Annotated in this window: 16 protein-coding genes and 1 pseudogene; 6 read left to right on the forward strand and 11 right to left on the reverse strand. The window is 60.5% G+C overall.

From position 1 onward, the window contains the following. Positions 1-4: 4 nt before the first annotated feature. Both H7C86_RS16325 and fepB read right to left on the reverse strand, forming a co-directional pair. The gene (locus H7C86_RS16325) at positions 5-1,063 is read right to left on the reverse strand and encodes an iron chelate uptake ABC transporter family permease subunit (RefSeq protein ID WP_182261835.1); all 1,059 of its coding nucleotides are present in this window, start codon (positions 1,061-1,063) and stop codon (positions 5-7) included. Then, positions 1,056-2,069, reverse strand: coding sequence for a Fe2+-enterobactin ABC transporter substrate-binding protein (gene fepB / locus H7C86_RS16330; protein ID WP_182261836.1), 1,014 nt, complete (start codon positions 2,067-2,069; stop codon positions 1,056-1,058). The genes H7C86_RS16325 and fepB overlap by 8 nt, the downstream gene beginning before the upstream one ends. A 103-nt stretch (positions 2,070-2,172) precedes the next feature. On the opposite strand from fepB, the gene H7C86_RS16335 reads away from it, so the two are divergent. Then, a complete protein-coding gene (locus H7C86_RS16335) occupies positions 2,173-3,786 on the forward strand; it encodes a helix-turn-helix domain-containing protein (RefSeq protein WP_182261837.1) in 1,614 nt (537 codons plus the stop codon). On the opposite strand, the gene H7C86_RS16340 is transcribed toward H7C86_RS16335, so the two are convergent. Further along, positions 3,774-4,151: a glyoxalase/bleomycin resistance/extradiol dioxygenase family protein gene (locus H7C86_RS16340; RefSeq protein WP_031331446.1), complete on the reverse strand. Its 378-nt coding sequence runs from the start codon at positions 4,149-4,151 to the stop codon at positions 3,774-3,776. The two genes, H7C86_RS16335 and H7C86_RS16340, sit on opposite strands and share 13 nt — an antisense overlap. A gap of 97 nt (positions 4,152-4,248) precedes the next feature. Here H7C86_RS16340 and H7C86_RS16345 point away from each other — a divergent pair, with 97 nt between their 5' ends. Next, entirely contained in the window at positions 4,249-4,974 is a 726-nt protein-coding gene (locus H7C86_RS16345) for a TetR/AcrR family transcriptional regulator (RefSeq protein ID WP_182261838.1), read from the forward strand. 208 nt (positions 4,975-5,182) lie between these two features. Beyond that, complete coding sequence (locus H7C86_RS16350; RefSeq protein ID WP_259349218.1) at positions 5,183-5,545, forward strand: hypothetical protein; 363 nt, start codon at positions 5,183-5,185, stop codon at positions 5,543-5,545. A 65-nt stretch (positions 5,546-5,610) separates the two neighbouring features. On the opposite strand, the gene H7C86_RS16355 is transcribed toward H7C86_RS16350, so the two are convergent. The 3 genes and pseudogenes from H7C86_RS16355 to H7C86_RS37935 form a co-directional block, all read right to left on the reverse strand. Further along, positions 5,611-7,218, reverse strand: a complete 1,608-nt coding sequence (locus tag H7C86_RS16355; RefSeq protein WP_182261839.1) for a GTPase domain-containing protein — start codon at positions 7,216-7,218, stop codon at positions 5,611-5,613. Further along, positions 7,215-10,358, reverse strand: coding sequence for a LeoA/HP0731 family dynamin-like GTPase (locus H7C86_RS16360; RefSeq protein ID WP_259349220.1), 3,144 nt, complete (start codon positions 10,356-10,358; stop codon positions 7,215-7,217). The genes H7C86_RS16355 and H7C86_RS16360 overlap by 4 nt, the downstream gene beginning before the upstream one ends. 117 nt (positions 10,359-10,475) lie before the next feature. After that, positions 10,476-11,048, reverse strand: a pseudogene (locus H7C86_RS37935) (GTPase); the annotation flags it as partial. Positions 11,049-11,599: 551 nt separating this feature from the next. On the opposite strand from H7C86_RS37935, the gene H7C86_RS16365 reads away from it, so the two are divergent. Continuing rightward, positions 11,600-12,451, forward strand: coding sequence for a PHP domain-containing protein (locus tag H7C86_RS16365; RefSeq protein ID WP_069145333.1), 852 nt, complete (start codon positions 11,600-11,602; stop codon positions 12,449-12,451). A gap of 73 nt (positions 12,452-12,524) precedes the next feature. Then, positions 12,525-12,737 carry a hypothetical protein gene (locus H7C86_RS16370; RefSeq protein ID WP_069145332.1) on the forward strand — a complete coding sequence of 71 codons (213 nt, stop codon included), beginning with the start codon at positions 12,525-12,527 and terminating at the stop codon, positions 12,735-12,737. An 8-nt stretch (positions 12,738-12,745) separates the two neighbouring features. On the opposite strand, the gene H7C86_RS16375 is transcribed toward H7C86_RS16370, so the two are convergent. Next, complete coding sequence (locus H7C86_RS16375) at positions 12,746-13,273, reverse strand: CinA family protein (protein ID WP_046379577.1); 528 nt, start codon at positions 13,271-13,273, stop codon at positions 12,746-12,748. Between the two features lie 77 nt (positions 13,274-13,350). Continuing rightward, positions 13,351-14,499 (reverse strand): glutamate--cysteine ligase, encoded by a 1,149-nt coding sequence (locus tag H7C86_RS16380; protein ID WP_182261841.1) that lies wholly within the window; start codon positions 14,497-14,499, stop codon positions 13,351-13,353. Between the two features lie 160 nt (positions 14,500-14,659). Here H7C86_RS16380 and H7C86_RS16385 point away from each other — a divergent pair, with 160 nt between their 5' ends. After that, entirely contained in the window at positions 14,660-14,965 is a 306-nt protein-coding gene (locus tag H7C86_RS16385; RefSeq protein WP_024487711.1) for a hypothetical protein, read from the forward strand. A gap of 57 nt (positions 14,966-15,022) precedes the next feature. Here the strand turns inward: H7C86_RS16385 and H7C86_RS16390 are convergent, their stop codons facing one another. The 3 genes from H7C86_RS16390 to H7C86_RS16400 all read right to left on the reverse strand — a co-directional run bounded on the left by H7C86_RS16390 (position 15,023) and on the right by H7C86_RS16400 (position 17,887). Next, positions 15,023-15,292: a Rho termination factor N-terminal domain-containing protein gene (locus H7C86_RS16390; RefSeq protein ID WP_020909642.1), complete on the reverse strand. Its 270-nt coding sequence runs from the start codon at positions 15,290-15,292 to the stop codon at positions 15,023-15,025. Positions 15,293-15,338: 46 nt separating this feature from the next. Continuing rightward, positions 15,339-17,507 (reverse strand): catalase, encoded by a 2,169-nt coding sequence (locus H7C86_RS16395; RefSeq protein ID WP_182261842.1) that lies wholly within the window; start codon positions 17,505-17,507, stop codon positions 15,339-15,341. Positions 17,508-17,650: 143 nt separating this feature from the next. Further along, complete coding sequence (locus tag H7C86_RS16400) at positions 17,651-17,887, reverse strand: CsbD family protein (protein WP_003943084.1); 237 nt, start codon at positions 17,885-17,887, stop codon at positions 17,651-17,653. Between the last annotated feature and the right edge of the window lie 69 nt (positions 17,888-17,956).

Below are 17,956 nucleotides of genomic sequence, written 5' to 3' on the forward strand. Positions count from 1 at the left end.
ATGTTCACAGTGACGCCACCCGCCGTGAGCGAACGAGCGCGACAAACAACGGTCCGCCGAGCACAGCCACCGCGATCCCCGTCTGCAGATCTCCCGGCGAGGTGACAACGCGACCGAGAACGTCGGCCAAGAGAAGAAACGCCGGCGCGACGACGAGCACGCACGGCAGAAGAAGACGCAGGTCCGGTCCGACCACGCCGCGCACGATGTGCGGCGCAGCCAGCCCCACGAATCCGAGCGGGCCGGCCGCCGCGGTGGCTGCCCCCGCGAGCAGGATGACTGCTACAGCGGATCCGGCCCGGGCGGGACCAGTGCGGGCGCCGAGCCCTTTGGCAACGTCCTCACCAAGAGCAATCGCATTGAGTGGACGAATCAGCAACAACGACAACACGATACCGATCGCGATGAAGGGAAGGACGGCGACGATCACGTCTCCGCCGCGCCCCTGCAACGAACCCACTGCCCAGAATCGGAACTGATTGAAGGCAGCCTCATTGCTGATGAGAACCATACTGGTGAGCGCCGTGATCGCCGTTGCCACAGCGGCACCGGCGAGCGCCATGCGCGCTGGGGTCGCGGCGCTGCGATGCGCAGACCCCAACATGTACACACCCACCGAGGCAACGGCCGCGCCGGCGAGCGCGAACCACAGATAACCGCCGACCGAAGTCACCCCCAGATGGGCAATCGCAATCACGACTGCCGCTGATGCTCCGGCGTTCACACCCAGTAGCCCCGGATCGGCCAGTGGGTTGCGGGTGATCGACTGCATCAGCGCGCCGGCCAGTCCGAGCGCAGCCCCGACCACCAGCCCGAGAATTGTTCGGGGCAAGCGTGATCCGATCACAACGAGGTGTTCGTTGTTGCCGGCGTCGTAGGAAAAGATCGCGTCGAGCACGGTGGCGACGGGGATGTTGCGAGAGCCGAGTACCAGCCCACCAACGGACGCCAGCACGATCACGACCACGGAGGCCAGGACCAACAACCCCGCACGCGCGGCTGTCCCGGACCGCAGCGGTGCTTCGGTCCGGGACTGCGAAGAAGCGCTCACGCCGTCATCCACCGAACGTGGACACCAGCGACTCGACTGTCTGCTTGGCACTGAAGTAGTCGAGGCGGAAAGCCGCCGTTCCCATCGCGTAGACCCGATCACCCTTGACAGCAGGTTGATTGGCGAGAAGCGGATCGGCAGCAAGTTGCTTCTCCACATCCTTGAGTCCCATCGAGACGGCAAACAGCGTCTGTGAGCCGTCAAGGGCGGCAGACATGTTCTCGGAGCTGACGATCGCGACGCCGGAGGCACCCCGCTTGTCCGGGGCGACAAACTGCTCAGCGGGCTCGGCATAGGTGAAGCCGAGCGAGGTCAGCAGATTGCCCTGTGGGCTGTCGGCTCGGAACGTCCAGACACCGTCGGCACCCATGTAGACCAGCGCCGTCACCGGCTGCTCGGGAAGTTTGATCTTCCCGGCCTGCGTCGTCACCCAGCTGTCGTACTCGTCGACGGTCTTGTGTGCCTCGCTCTCGAGTCCGGTGACAGTCCCCAGCTGATCTGCGAGCTCCTCCCAGGAGCTGGCGCCGTAGTCGAGAAGAACGGTGGGTGCGATGTCGCTCAGCTGCGCGTAGGCGTCGAGCGTCGAGTCACCTCCGTTGGCGGACCCGATGATCAGATCGGGTTCGAACGTCTCGATGGCGTCGAGGTTCAGCTCGAGATTTCGGTAGAGAACCTCGACTCCACGATCAGCTGCCACCTCCGACCACTGGGAGAAGAACCCCTGGTCATCGGTCATTCCCGACGGCGTTGTTGCCGCGCTGGCGACGACCGGCGCACCGATTGCAAGCAGCGTGCCGGTCAACGAGGGCGAGGTGGACACGATTCGGGTCGGCTTCGAGGTGATCTCGGTACTGCGGTCGCCGTGATCGACGGTGCGCGGCCATCCCTCGGCAGAACCTGAGGTTTTCTGGATGTCCTCGGTTCCGGTATCGCTATCTGACGAGCTGGAGCAGCCGGCAAGAGCGAGGGCGACGACCGCGGCGAGTATTGCCGCCGTCGGGCGAAGTGATCTGCGCATGAGTATGGCTTTCTGAAGGTACGAGAGTGCGCCGCTGCGAACGCAGACAGCAGAGGTAAAGTTAGCCATACTTAAGTAGCAAGGGTTGTCCAGGAGCGCCAACGTGTTACCACTATCAGAACCGGACGCGATCGGGTTAGGGCCGGTCCGCGCGAGCGCCACCGAGCCCAGCACCGCCCGCTCACCGCTGTTGTTCTGGGTTCTTGCAGGCAGCGGACGCGTCCGAGTCGGATCGACGGTCCACGAGATACCAGCTGGCGAATCGCTGTGGATCCCGGCGGGTGCGCGATACGCAATGGAGACGGACTCGGATTCCGTCGCGTTTCCCATCCTGCTTCCGCCTTCGAACGGCGCCAGCGCCGGGCCGGCTACCGTGACGCGCCTGCGGGTTCCGCCCGGATGGGAAGACAGACTGATCCACGAGTTCGTTCACAACCTGGGCTATCTGCGCGGCGACGCTGCACACCCGTCGTCCTTGTTCGAGATGATCGCCCGGGCTGACGACGGGGCCACCTCGCTGCCGCGATTGCCGCAGTCACGGGAAGCGTTCGAGATCGCGCACGCCCTTTTGCGAACGCCTGGCACCGACGACACCGAGGGACAATTCGCGAAGCGTGCCGGGATCAGCATTCGAACGCTCCAGCGGTACTTCGTGGAAGAAACCGGCCTCACCTTCACGCGCTGGCGGCTTCGAGCTCGGATCGCCGCCTCGTTGGAGTATCTGAAGCAGGACCGCGAGATCGGTTGGATTGCAAACGAAGTCGGCTTCGAAACCGGAAGCGGATTCACCCGCGCGTTCCGGGCCCAGATGGGAGAGAGCCCGAGCGACTATCGCCGACGGACCCTCTCCGGGCCACCCGATCGCAGCGTGGACACCGACAACGATCAAGCATTGGTCCGCATGCTCGCAGAGCCCAGGCAGCCCGGAGAAACTGCGCCGCCGATACCGGCCAACGCGACGTGGCCGCGCGTCAACGGCGCCCACGTCGCAGTGTGGGTTTACCGAGGCCAAGCCCGGGTGGACGTCGCGGACCGCAGCTGGGAACTGCGCACCGGCGAGGCCATGATTCTGCCTGCAGGCGTCCTCAATACCGTGACGGTTCCGACGGGTTCACTGCTGCTACCGCTCGGCTTCCGCTCCTCGAACGGGTCGACCGTATCTGCCGACGCCCTCGAGACCGTGCAGTTCTCCCCCGATGTCGAATTGGCATTGCTGCACACTTTCGTCGCCGCCTACACACCCTTGCGCCCGCGTGGCCACGACAGCGCCGCAGCATTCGACATCATCGCCACCGGCCCTCTCGCACAATCGGTTTCGAACGGGTCTGCCGCCGATTCGATTGCCACACGACTGGCAGCGACAATCGCCGCCCGACCGGCCGACCCTCGCACTCTGGACGAGTGGGCGCAAGAGTTCGGTACCGACGCGGCCAGGCTGCGCCGGGAGTTCCGTATCGAGACCGGCACTACGTATCCGCAATGGCGATCGCTTTCACGGATGACCCAGGCACGCACCCAACTCCAACTCGGGGTTGCACCCGGAACGGTGTCGAGGAACCTGGGTTACGCGCACCTGCCCGCATTCAGCCGAGCGTTTCGCACTGCGCACGGGATCTCACCGCAGCGCTTCCAAGCTCAGTCCGTCGAACGCGCCCTCTGGTTACGTTCTGTGCCGCGCGCCGCCGAGCCGAGCGCTCGGGTTCTTCACACCCACTGAACGAGCTGCCACACAATGCCGTTGGGATCGACGAACTGGCAGTAGCGCTCGCCCCACGGTTCGGTCTCCGGCTCTGTGACGACGGAGGCACCTTCGGCAGCGATGCGGGCGAACTCGGCGTCGATGTCATCGACCACGAATGCGATGAGCATGCCTTGCCCGGCCGAACCTGCGACGAAGTCCGGCTTGAACGTACCGAGACCGGTGCGCAGGAAGACCACGTTGACCCCGGCATCCGGATGATTCAGAGAAACGAATCCATCGTCGGACATGGCCTCGGTGAAGCCGAAATGGGTTTTCGCGAAGTGGGCCGACGCGTCCGTGTCGGCAACGTTCAAGGACAGAGCAGTGCTGGTGATTTTCATCGTGGCCTCCATGATCATAAACCTTGTGCAGTGCATACAGTATGCACCGTATAAGGTATACCACTGTTGAGGTATTCCCGATTTCTGGAGACGGCTGATGGCACGCGAACTGATCGACCTACTGTGGCGCGATCACCCCCTCGCACCGAAGGGTGGAGCCCGCGGCCCTCGCGCGAAGGTCACCACCTCACAGGCGGTCGACGTCGCTCTCGCCCTCGCGGACGTGGAAGGGCTGGACGCGGTGACGGTGCGCCGATTGGCCGCCGAGCTCGGAATCTCGGGCATGGCGGTGTACACCCACGTCGGGTCCCGTGACGATCTCCTGGTGCTCATGGTCGACACCGTGCGCAGCAACAGTCCGCGCCTGTCGTACGGGAACATGACGTGGCGCAAGCGCGTGCGCCGGGTAGCCGAGGAGGAACTTGCCCTCTACTCGGAGCACTGGTGGCTCCTGGACATCACCGATCAGCGCTCCGCGTTGGGTCCGGGAACTATCGCGAAGTACGACCACGAACTACACGCGTTCGACGGCACCGGGCTGAGCGACATCGAGCGGGATTCCGCGCTGACGTTTGTCGCCGACTTCGCCCGGTCCTCGGCGCAAGCACGGCGCCCCGACCCCCGAGCGGCCGACATGGCCGAGGTGTGGTCGTCCTGGAACCAGCGTCTGGCTGCCTATCTCGGCGACAACTTCCCGCTGGCGCAGCGAGTCGGAGGAGCGGCCGGCGAAGCCAAGAACACCCCGTACAGCCCCGAGGCAGCGTGGGAATTCGGGCTGGACCGGGTCCTCGACGCCCTGGAAGGTCTTGTTCACATCGAATGACATTCCTGCAATTCGAAACCGCGAGAGCTGTTGCACGCCTATGAGAATCAATCGACCCGAGAGGTACGGGGTTCCGATGAGCTTCTGATCGAGATTCCGCTGCGCGACGCAACCAGCTAGCCCCGAATTCAGCGGCATATATCCGCGGAGAAGGGGTAGACGAGTAGATACCGGCGGCACATCGACTCGACTCCAGGCGTGGTGGACAATGTTTCTCAGCGACCAGTCAATTCGTCATCACACCCGCCGTTTCGGTGCAGCTCTGTCGCCTTCACACAAGTGGCCTCCCCCGACCGAAACACAGCGCGTCGCACGCTGGAGTGAGAGGTCGGAGATGCTCGGCGCGCTGTCGGTACTCCTGTTCTGGGCTTTCGGCTTCGGCATCCTTCTGGGTGCGGGCGCGATTACAACAGGAATCTTTGCGCTCCGACGTCACCCGAAGAAGTCTGGCGGGTATCTGTTCTCGAATGCCCGCCAGCTGCCGTGGGATGCAATAGTCGGCCTCTTCACCGGCGTCATCGGTCTTGCCCTGAGCGGTTGGTTCTTCGTCGTGGTCCTACCCAACATGTAGCTCGACCTAGAACCCGCCGAAGAGATTGCCGCGCCCGCTAGCTGCTCGTCTCGAGGTGGATTCGCCTACAACAAGCCCTCGCCCTCGGATATCGCGGACTCCAACTTTGCGATCGAATCACGAAGCCCTTCAGATAGTTCTGCATGCGCACCGGCATCGTCGATTTCGTTCCGAACTTCGGAAATAGCTTCACTCCACGAATCGAGTGCAATTGCGCTCACCGCGGCGGTCAACTTACTCCGCTGCTCGTCCCGTGACTTCTGCTCCTGCGAAGCAACTGCCCGATTCATGCGAACTTCGTCAATCCAAGCGGCGATTTGAACAACTATGGGCAACAGGAAGGCAGCAATATCGGCGCCGTCGCTCAACGACCACGCATTCGGCTCAGAGCGTCGACCGGCCGAGCCACGATTTGTGCCTTTCCCGAAAGATGCTCCCTTTTGGACTCGCTCGAAGTCGCGCAAGCGTCTGATCAACAACGCTCCAACCATGCTGACATGGGGGGCAAAAGCGGTGAGTTGGATCGCAGCAGCGGGCTCCTTGTTGTCGGCGATCTTCGCCACGAGCCCTTCAAGCTTCCCCCAAGACGGCTGATTTCGTTGGCGCTCCGCCGATTTCCCGACGTCCTGACGCAATCGATCCAGTTCGCGTTGGTGTTTACCGAACCAATCGACAAGCGTGGGCCTTAGGGCCGCAACCACTTCCGATTGGTCCAGCACTCCGCTTTCTACGACCCTTCGGGTAGCTTCACCCAACGCACCGCGTAGGTCGTCTTTGGCTGCGGAGTCGGCACTTTCGAGTGCGACAAGTGATTGACGACGACGACCCGCTGTCGCGTCGGCCTGAGCAGCAAGCGGTGCACAAGCATCCAGCTGAGTTCTCAGCTCAGCGACAATTCTGACAACCGTTTGGCGCCAGTACCGTCGCTCCGTCGACGCTCTCAGCGCAGCAAAGTCAGATGCCGCGACTCTCTTGATCGCCGCAGAGAGAGCATCCATGCCGTCCCACTGACGTGAGTCGTCCCAAACCTCAGCATCGACGTCCCTCGTCGATCCCGCCATCTGAGCAAAATCTTGGGCGACAACAAAAATGGGATACGCGGCCGACAACTCCAACGATTCCGATAGTTCCACGGTCTTTCGAGACGCCAGTTGCCTGTACCCCGCGAGATCATCATCCGGATCGATCCCTGCTTCGTCGAACCTGGAGATTGAGAACCAAAGGCTATCGGAGGTCCATCCACTTCCGACGATCTCACGAAGAGCCTGATGTTCGCCGGTTGCCAATTGCGTTGTGACGGTGATAATTGCAATATCGGTTAAGTCTATCGCCTCGGTTGCACGCTGCGTGTTCATCACGCCCCGCGCATCTTTCGCCCCAATTGCCAGACCCGGGGTGTCCCTCAAAACGACGCCTGCCAGCTCTACACTATTGACATCGAATGTCTCGTGCCGAGCGCTGATTGTCAGCCAATCCGGCACCCTCACTTCACTATCCACCAACAGACGTCGGAGAAGCGAGCTCTTGCCGGTGTCATACGATCCGAAAATCGTAATCACAGGCGCATCGATCGAGGCGAATTGCTGCCATTGTTCGGCATAGTTCTCTGCGAGTGAACCACCCGGCAGGCTCGCCAGCCATTCGTTGACCTTCAGCACATCGATGTCGTTCATTCACCGCTCCGTTCGCATGCACGCAGATTTTCAGCCTGGGACAGTAACCGTTCGACCTTCGAGAGCGTATCCATCAGCGCGCGTTCTTCGTCGGCCGCGACTAGTCGCTGACTCTCGAGCAACTTCGTATATTCGGATAAAGAGGCTGCAGAGGCACGAATGCGCGGTATCGGCCCGTCCTCTTCTACGCCGTTCAGTACTTGATGCACGAGATCGGCTGCGGCCTCGTCGATAACCCCCGCCGCCTCACGCCTTTGCTCCTCACGAGCATTCGTTGAGAGTTCGCCCTTTACCATCGCGTGTGCATCGGCAGCCACTCCGGCTGCGGCCAGGATCGGGGCAACCTTCGCGACCCTGCCGGCGGCTTTCACAGCTCCCCAAGGCTTGAACTTCACCCCGATGCCCTTGCCGATGGCGTAAATCGTGTCGCGATTCGCGATCGCTCTCACAAATGCAGAACCGCCCTTGGCCGCCCCCGCAGCTATGTTCCCCGCATCCACCACCATAAATTCTGATTCGGGATCCTCGGCTCGGTGCCTCACCGTCGTAAAGGCAAGCGCATCCATTTCACGCCCGATTGTCGACGCGTGCGTACGGAACCAAGTCTCGATTTCTTGTTGAGCTTTGATCATGAACTGATCGATATCAGAGTCGAGGTCGCTGTTCGCCCACAACGCGTTCAATGCGGCAGGAATGTCCTCGACACCCCCACGATCCTGTTCAACCGCATAAACCGTGTACCGATTCGCATAGGGCTCGACGACTCGATGCGCATCCTGCCGAAGCGACTTCTCCAGTAGCTCAGAATCCTGCTCGCAGTTTCGAATTGACTGTTCCAGCGAGGTTCGGGCCGTCTCTTCACCCCGCACCTCTGCAACCTTCTGCTCAATTCGATTGCGCCCCTGCAGCATCATATTCAACGCTGTATCGAGCTGTGCTCCGCTCACACCGGCACTCCCCGATTTTCTCGAGTAAGAGTCGAGCATCCTTACGAGTGGTTCGACGCCGTCCCAGTCGCGGTGCTGCGCGTAATCTTCGCGGCTCACGTCCGTCCGTGCGCCGATCTCTCCAAACGGATCACCGGAGAGCACGTGAACCTGGTTCGCGTTCACCTCGATCCCACATGAACCCAACGCCGCAATGAGTTCTGCCTTCTTGCGATCCTTCAGCAGAAGGAAGTCTTCCGGTGCGGCGGTGGGATCGACGCCCAACTCATCAGATCGATTGATCAGGTAGATCATTCGAGTATCTTTAGCGACAGTCTCGCGTGTCCCTTCGACAATCCCTTGGAGGAGGGTCATGTCGCCGATGAGCAAGTTGACGTGCAATACGACGAGTACAAGCGCAGCCTCGCCGGCAGATTTCAACGCCAGGGCGTCGTGTTCGCGATTGCCACTCTGAAACCCTGGCGTATCGAGCAACTGGATATGTCCGAGGTCGTAACGCTCAACCGCACTTGTCGCCGCACCACCCCGTACACGGAGGTTCGCAGGAACCTGACCGCTCATCTCCACCAACAAACGTTTGATCAGACTGGACTTCCCCGAACTGTAGTCACCCAGCACGACGATGGCCGGCTTGATTGCTACCTGGCTGTGCGAAGCACCCGGCATCTGCGCATCAAGGACGGTCGCGTCCTCGATCTCTCGGATCAGTTCGGCGACAGACGAATCAGAGGGTAGGTCCCATGCTTTCAAAAGTGCCTGCTTCAGGTTCGACAGATCCACGTTGTCCCGTTCTACGAAGACCGGAAGTCGTTCCGTCTCAACCGCATTCTTGTCCAGGGATCCGGACTCGAACCAATCTTCACCCAACCAGACTTTACGTCCGGATACGGAGCCCCTCGCATCTGCTCCGGAAGCCCCACCCTCGCCCGGCGGCAGCGCCGAATGGTCGGCCAGGACGCGTGCTTGCGCACGTTCCAAAACCGATTTTGCATCTATCGCCAGCGGAAGCGACTCCGATGCCTGACGGAGGCGAGCTGCCAGATGAGCTGCGTCCTTCCGATCCTTTCGCAACGCAAGTGCTTCGCCCAGCAGTTCTGACAGAACGGGCTCTGCCACTTGCCAAGACAGATCTCGTCCATGCTCGCGCAGTTCCTGCGCGATCCGATCGTAAGTCCGATGAACTGCAGATCTGGATTGCCGCCCGAAATCGAATCTTGCCAGAGCGCCCTGCTTTTCAGTGCTTGCGGCGACCCGTTCGCCGATGTAGCGACCGGCTTGGGATGCGCCACCCAACCCGACTGCAACGGCCGCCCCCGCCCAACCAACAGGATTCCAGACGTTCGCGACGGCTGGAACGAAGATGGCACCCGCCGCACCACCGGCGGCCATCCCGGCGATCTTCATGGACCTGGCCAGGTTCGACTTCATCCGACCTGCATGGCCATCCAAGGTCGCCGAATCGGTCGACGATTCGGTGATGTCGGGCGCCTCGTCGATGCTCGCCAGCTTCAGTTCCCTCATCAGGAATGCTGCCTTCGAGTTCCAAACCGTCACAACTGCCGCTTGGATGTCGTTCATCGCGAAAACTGTATTACTGAACAATTCGTCGTCGATTGAGTTGCCACTCTCGAAAACAGTGGCTGCCAGTTCGTCTGATTTCGCGATAGAAGCTTCACGAAGTCCCGACAGGTGCGATTTGATCAGGTGGCTCATATGTCGATCGAGCGCGCCTTCGGGAGTTGCTGTGAACGTCTGTCCACGCGTGTCTTCCAAAGCGGACAGGAGATCCAGACCATCATCACGGCCGAGATACTTTGCTCGCTCATCGCCGTCTATATACCCCAAGACGTCCAGGAGTTGGTCGATCTGGCGCTCCGCGGCAGCAACTCTTGGTTCTATGCCCGCAATCATTCGCTCGAGCCTGTCGGCCGTCAGGTCAAGCACACCACGGAAGCCCTCGCGCAGCGAGGTTTGCCGTAGCTCGGCACCACCCTCGACTATCGACGCAGCGAGTAGTTCTTCCAGCACCCCGAAGTTCGACCAGTGGGTGAGGTATTCCACGCCAAATTGCTCACGATCCGACAGAAAATTCCGTCCCGCAGGGCCTTTGAACGGAGTACTCGCGCGACCGAACAATGCCCGGCGGCTTTGAACTGCAACGATCGGGGCGAATGGAAGATCAATCTTGGCCAACTCTGTTGCGATCGAATCGACATGCTCTCGAACTGCGCGAGACAGCGATTGGCGCGCAGATTGGCTCGCTACCTTGGCGGGGTGTCGCCAGCGGAGGTTGCGAACGTTCAATACCGCCACGGCTGGCTTTCCGTACGCACGCACCCACTGAGCGACTTTCGTGAACTCCGAATCTTGCTGACTCTGGCTGTCGAAGCACAAGAGAACCACGTCTGCAATCTCGACGGCTCGCCTTGCGGTTTCCTCGAGATCAACCCTCGACTGAGTGCGCCCCCATCCATTTATCCCGGGCGTATCCCATAACCGGCAGCTATTCCATGCGATCTCTGTGACGTCGGTGGTCCAATCGCTTTCACCAGGTGAGACATAGCCACCATCGAGCCCACCGAACGCTGAGAGCAACGTGCTCTTTCCAGCTCCGGTTCTGCCGAAAAATGCAATGTTGAATGTCGATAACACACGGCGCTGGTCAGCTAAGTGAGTGCGAAGGCTGCGCTCGAACCCGTCTGCGATTTCGGCAAGCTCAGGGCTGAGAACTGCTCCCGATGTGGCCGCGGAATGTGCTCCGGCAGGCAGTGCAAACTGTTCGACCAGAGAGCTGATCAAGGCGTCGAGTTCTTCCAATTCTCGATTGCCACTACCGACGGCTCGTTCCACTGCGTGTTGCAGCGCCACTCCAGCATCAACCATTCCTGACCCTTTCGCGGGTTGTTCTTCCTATCGGAAAGGCATCCGGAACTCCGCATTGCAGTTCGCTTGGATTCGGTTCGAATAGCTGACGCAATGCGGGAACCGAAGTTCTGCACTGACGGACAATCACTATGACTAACCAACCGCCAACAAACGATGCATTCCTAATTCCGACTGCCACCCGAATCGATATTCCGTCTCCCGACATGAGCATCGGTATTTGGATTGCATCCTAGATGACCCCACCGACAGGATTCCGTCCTTCTCGGTTTGCACTCTCTGAAGTCCAAATGGAACGCGCGATCCGTCCCGACGAACCCTAGGTTTTCTACGGCCATACCTGTTCCCCCTGCAACAAACTCGCGAAACAACCTCTCGAGGCAACTAGCGAGACATGTCGACGAGCGTGCTGTATCGACGGCGCACGAAGGTAGCAACAAGCCCTTCTGGGTAGGCCTCAACTCCCTGCCCACGTTGCCGCGAGGAGTTCGATTCCTCGGCCAAACCAAAAAGGTTTGAACTGATATCTCCCGAGCTGGTACGAACTGAACATGCAACTACCCGCGGACAGTCATGTTCACAGCGAGTGGTCGTGGGATACCGGCGGGCCACAGTCCGACGCTTCCGGACGAATGCAACAGACTTGCGCGCGTGCCGAAGCAATCGGATTGCCCGCGTTGGTGTTCACCGAGCATCTCGACTTCGATGCTCGGTGGCGCACAACCGCCGCAGATCTGATGCCCCATCAACATCACCTGCTGAGCACCGACGGCTACGTCCGCGCACCGATCCTCGACCTCGACGGCTACCTCGACAGCATCGAACGATGTCGACACCGTTTTCCTGAATTGCGGATTCTCACCGGAGTCGAGTTCGGACAACCGCACCTGCACGAAGCGCAGGCGTCGTACCTCCTTGATCTCGGTGTCATCGACCGGGTATTGGGTTCCTTGCACACTCTCGAAGTCGGCGACGATCGGAGTGAACCGAACACCCTGTTTCGAAAGTGGGGCGCCGACGAAGTGATGTGGGCTTACCTCGAAGAGATCCCGCGTATGGTGGCTGGCTCTCAGACCTTCGAAGTGTTCACCCATATCGACTACGCAGTGCGTGCATGGCCGACCGAAATCGCCGGACCTTTCGATCCCCGCAGATTCGAGGACGGATTCCGAAATGGGATGCGCGCCATCGCCGAAAGCGGTCGGGCGCTCGAGATGAACACCCGTCGACTGTGGTCCTGGATACCCCAGTGGTGGAGCGAAGAGGGAGGCAAAGCGGTGACATTCGGAAGCGATGCCCATGTGCCCGAGGCTCTGGCGGCGAACTTCCCGGAAGCGACAGCGATGCTCGAACACTACGGATTCCGTTCAGGTCGAAGGCCCGAAGACTACTGGACCCGCTGACCTTCTGTTCTCCTGGCCGACATTTCCGTGAGCAAAGGTTGTCGGAGACGGATCTACCCGCAATAGTCGATGTATGGATCGGTACAAGATCACGATGCCCGACGGCTCCTCGACCGAGGAACCTTTCGACTCCGACAAAGAAGCAATCGCGTGCGCCCTGGATGCCAATCGAGGCGTCAGCAAGCACCTTGTAGTCGAGAAATACGCGGCCGACGGCCGTCTGATTCCTACTGCTCAGGCTCCTGCGAAACACAAGGGACATCACAAGAATCGTTCGAACAGTTGAATTCTCGACTACACCACGCCTGTCGAACTTGGTGTGCGACGACCGGACGCGTGACGCAGAAGTAGACCGATCGCATGCTCGACGGTTGCTCCCAGGACGGCTTCGGGGTCACCTGAGAAAACCTGTTTCTCTGTTTCAGCGGTCCCATGGTCGACGACTCCGAACCACACAGTTCCCGGTGGGACGTTCTCCTGGGTATCCGGACCGGCTTCGCCGGTGACGGCCAGTGCCAACGTCGCGCCGAACAGTGTGGCAGTGCTGTGTGCCATGACCCGAGCAGCGTCCTCGCAGACGACTGGGCCGTCAGGAACATGAAGAACGGAATGCTTGACCGCTCGGGTATATGCGACGATCCCGCCACAAAACCAGGAACCGGCGTTCGGCGCCTTTCCTAGATGTGCGGCGATGTTCCCGGCGGTCAACGATTCCGCCGTCGCCACCGACAGACCGTGTTCCTCTACTACTGCGGCCAACTGCCTGCACATATCGTCGAGATCCTTGTCCGACGCAAGCTCGGGTCGTGGATCGCCATTCATATGTTCCTCCTCCTGCCGTCCGATCGGTGACCTCGATAAGAAATTGGAGGTCTTGGAATGCCAATTCCAACCGTGCCCTACAGCTCACTGCCACCTTGTGAACTGCACCCTTCGAAAGTGCGTCGGGCGCACTCGTCGATCACATCGGCCACCCGTGACCGGCGCGCGAGTTGCCGGCGCTGCACGATCGCTCCGTTTCCGTTGCTGAAGACCTTGTCCAAGGAAGCCGTGACCTGCTCGAACTCTCCGAATGCGGTCAGAGCAGGTTCGACATGATCCACCAATCGCCGAACCGCCTGGTGTGCAGTCAGCAAGCGCACGGATTCCACGTCCAGCGACCTGCCGTCGAGTCCGTCGCGTGCTGCACGCCAGCAAGCCGCGCGGAGTAGCTCCTGATCGACGGCAGGCGCAACCTCACCTTTGGTGATCGCAGCGGATGCGGTGCCGACGAGTGCCTGCACCAGTGTGGCCAGAGTCATCGTCTCCTCCACGGTGGCGGGCACGTCGCTGATCCGAATCTCCACGGTGGGAAGGTGATCCGACATGCGCGCGTCCCAATAGACCATGTGTGGATCGAGAATGACCCCTGTCTCCAGCATCGCTGCAACGGCATCCTCGTAGTGCCCCACGGACTCGAAGAAGGGCGGCGGACCCGAACTGGGCCATCTGCCGAACAGAACGTAACGCCAACTCGCATAACCGGTATCGCGTCCCCCACTGATCGGGGAGTTCGCCGTCAATGCCAACAAGGTTGGTAACCATGGACGCAGATGATTGATGATCTGGACTGATCGTTCTCGATCTTCGACACCCACGTGAATGTGGCAACCACACATCACACCTTCGGTGATCGCACCGAATTGACCGGCCATCCGTTGGTATCGCGACTTCTGCGTGATCTCGTCGACCGGTGGATCGTAGAAAGGCGTTCCGACAGCGATGAGTTGACATCCCACGCGGGCAGCGGCATCGGCGGTGAGGGCACGAGACCCACAGAGTTGGTCACGAAGGTCACGAATGTGGCTGCCGATCGAAGTGGAAGTCTCCACCTGACAACGTGTGAGTTCGAGTTGCAACGAGATACCGAGTTCTCGCCCGGCAGCAGCAACCTCGGAGTTGCGCAGACTGGGACGCCCAGTCTGCGGATCGCAGAGCAAAAACTCCTCCTCGACACCGAGAGTCGGTGTACCTACCGAGAATAGGTCAGGAGTCGGCTTCCCATTCATAGGCCTTCCTCGCACCGGTTTTCCTCCACACCCGATACTTCGAGCGTACGGCTTTCTCCGCACTTCGGCACTACTCCATCTGTTTCATTCACCCATCGATCGGGTAGTTGCCCTGTGAACCGACGACGAGCGAAGAATCGCAAGTCTTCATTAGCGAAGGATGGAGTGCGCCGTGACCAACATGAGCGGGAGTTCACCGGTAGATGACGAACACACCAATCGATCGCACGTCGGGGAGGCAATCAGCGACGGGCGCAACTATCCCGGATACCTGCTGATCGGGCTGGGTCTGGCAACACTCGGATTGACCTTGGTGGCAGCAGGTTACGGATTTCGCGGATGGGCAGTCATCGCCGGCGCGGTGTGCGTCGTGTCCTTCGTCGTCGGAACAGGGGCCATCTTGATGGAACACCGTCGGGTCAAGCGACTGGAAGGTCAGGAACTCTTCGATCAAGAAGGGCACTGAACCGAACGCTCGAGTTGTATTCTGCACAAGCAGAATACAACTCGAGCAGAATCCGGCTCAGTGATCGCGGAGTTTCTCGATCAGCTCACCCTTGTTCAGTTTCGAGTACCCGTGCAGATCGAGTTCCTTGGCGCGTTTCTTCAGATCGTCGACCGTCCACTCCTCGTACGGCGAAGATTGTCCGCCGGACTTGGCGACAGTCGACCGCCCTCGATTGGCGGCCGCATTGGAGATTCGAGCCGCCTTCTCCTTGGAATCGCCCTTCTCACGTAGCTCTTCGTAGAGTTCTTGATCCTTGAGTTGAGGTTGTGAGTCCTTGCGAGCCACTGTTTCGTCCCTTCACTCGTCTTCACTCCGACGGTGTGGCCGGCACTCAGGATGTGGGCGGCACCTCGAAACGCCCCCACACGCGGTGCGTCTTCAGAAGCTGAGCGAGTGAGGCGAGGGCCCCTTCCGCGTCAGCATCGACGACGACTCCCAATGCAGACTCGTCGATACCGGCGGCAGCCAGCGCTCTCATGCTCTCACTCCAACCACCAATTGCCTTGCTGTGACGATACATTTCGTTCAGCAGAGTCTCCACCCGTGAATCCAACTTGCCCTCGCCGATCCGAGAAACGTCGCCGCTCAGCAGGATTGCATCGAATTCGATCGAACGAGCTGTGAGGTACGTTCGCTGCACCGTCACCGCGTCGTCACCGTCCCCGATGGTTCCGCCGTGCGGGCCGAGGATCAGCGGCACCATGCCGGCGTCGGAGATCTTGTCTCGAATGGCAACCACGGTGTCGAGATCGGAGTTCTCGTCGACCAGTAGCGCGATGATCCTTCCGTCGACGGGCCATTCCGCGCCCACCTGGGACAGTGCAGGGCTGGGCTCCGGATCACTCAACGGCTCCGTCGGTTCGGGAACCGGAAGGCCAAGCCCCCCTGCGACGATCGACACGAGGCCCGCGTCGATGTTCGCCAAGATGCTCAGATTCCGGGTCTTGATGTTCTCCTCGTAGCACTTGCCCAATTCGAAGGTATACGCCTGCGCGACGTGCTCCTGTTCGACAGGGGAGAGACTGCGATAGAAGAGTCGAGCTTGCGAGAAGTGATCGTCGAACGATGCCGGCGCCTGCCTCACCTTTCGCCCTGAAACTTCCTCGGGCACCTCGATATAGGCCGCGCTGTCCGCCGAGGCCATGAACGGGCACCCACCGTCCAACGAATTGGGATGGTACGGCGCGACTCCGGTATGCACACCGTCCTGATGGAAGCCGTCGCGAAGCATGTCGTTGACAGGCGCGTGAGGACGGTTGATCGGAATCTGGTCGAAGTTGGGGCCACCGAGTCGCGTGATCTGGGTGTCGAGGTACGAGAACAAACGCGCCTGCAGGAGACGATCGTTGGTGATGTCGACGCCCGGAACCAAGTGGCCCGGATGGAATGCGACCTGCTCGGTCTCGGCGAAAAAGTTCGTCGGATTGGCGTCGAGTGTCATCGTTCCGATGACCTGAACCGGCGCGAGTTCTTCGGGCACGATCTTGGTGGGATCCAATAGATCTATGCCTTCGAACATTTCGTCTTCGGTATCAGGGAACACCTGCACGCCCAGATCCCAGGACGGATATGCGCCGGCCTCGATGGCGTCGGCAAGATCGCGTCGATGGAAATCCGGATCCACACCGCCGGCGATCTGCGCTTCCTCCCACACGAGTGAATGCACTCCGGCGGCCGGCTTCCAGTGGAATTTCACCAGATTCGTCTCGCCGTCGGCATTCACGAGCCTGAACGTGTGAATGCCGAAGCCCTCCATCATGCGATAGGAGCGCGGGATGCCTCGATCGGACATGTTCCACAATGTGTGCGCGGTGGCTTCGGTGTGCAGCGACACGAAATCCCAGAACGTGTCGTGCGCGCTCTGCGCCTGCGGAATCTCCCGGTCCGGGTGGGGTTTCGCGGCATGGATGATGTCCGGGAACTTGATTCCGTCCTGGATGAAGAACACCGGGATGTTGTTGCCCACCAGATCGAAGACACCTTCGTCGGTGTAGAACTTGGTGGCGAAGCCGCGCGTGTCTCGGACGGTATCCGCCGAACCGCGTGAACCCAGAACTGTCGAGAAGCGTACGAATACCGGGGTTCTGGCACCTGAAGCGAACAACGAGGCTTTACAGATGTTTTCGGCTGCGCCATTCGCCAGGAACGTGCCGTGCGCGGCCGCCCCGCGGGCGTGGACGACACGCTCCGGAATTCGCTCGTGATCGAAGTGTGTGATCTTCTCACGCAGATGGTGATCCTGCAGAAGAGTCGGGCCCCGCTCGCCTGCGGTCAGTGAGTGGTCGGTCTCGTAAAGCCGTGTACCGGTGGCGGTGGTGAGGTACTCCCCCCGCTGGCCACGTCCATTTCCCTTCACCTTCTCTTCGGCACCCGCGACGGTACGCACCTCCGGCTGCCGCTGGTCGTCCTTGGGCGGCAACGGCTGTCGAGGCTTGACCGGTTCTTTCAGGTCCGGCGCTTTCGGGGCCGGTGCACCTGGGACGGACTGAGATGAAGGCATCGAACAGCTCCTCTTGATCGTCATGCTGGGCGCACGAATCTTGTTACGCCCTAAGTAAGTAGAGATTTCAAACAGAACGCGGAGCCACGACTCACCCTCGGGCTGGGATCAATCCCAGGCCGAGGGTGACGAGTGCGTCAGGGCTATTGCTCGGACTTCTGTCGCGCTTCGTCTGCGGCCGCTTCGGCGCGAGCCTTCTCGGCTTCCGCCTCTTTCTTCGCGACTTCTCGCTGGCTTTCGGCCTTGTCCTGCTGGGCGCGGCCTTCTCGGGTCAAACTGTCGTTTCCGGAAACCGCACCAACGGCTTCCTTGGCCTTACCCTTGACGTCCTCTACTACGCCTTTGATTCCCTCGCTGGGACCGCTCTTGTCATCTGGCACGTTGACCCTCCAATACGTTTCGGATTCTCGCTCAGGGCTCCCACACAGGCAGGACTCCTACACAGAAGG

Source organism: Rhodococcus sp. UFZ-B548 (assembly GCF_903819475.1).
In the GTDB taxonomy this organism is placed as follows: Bacteria; Actinomycetota; Actinomycetes; order Mycobacteriales; family Mycobacteriaceae; genus Rhodococcus_F; species Rhodococcus_F erythropolis.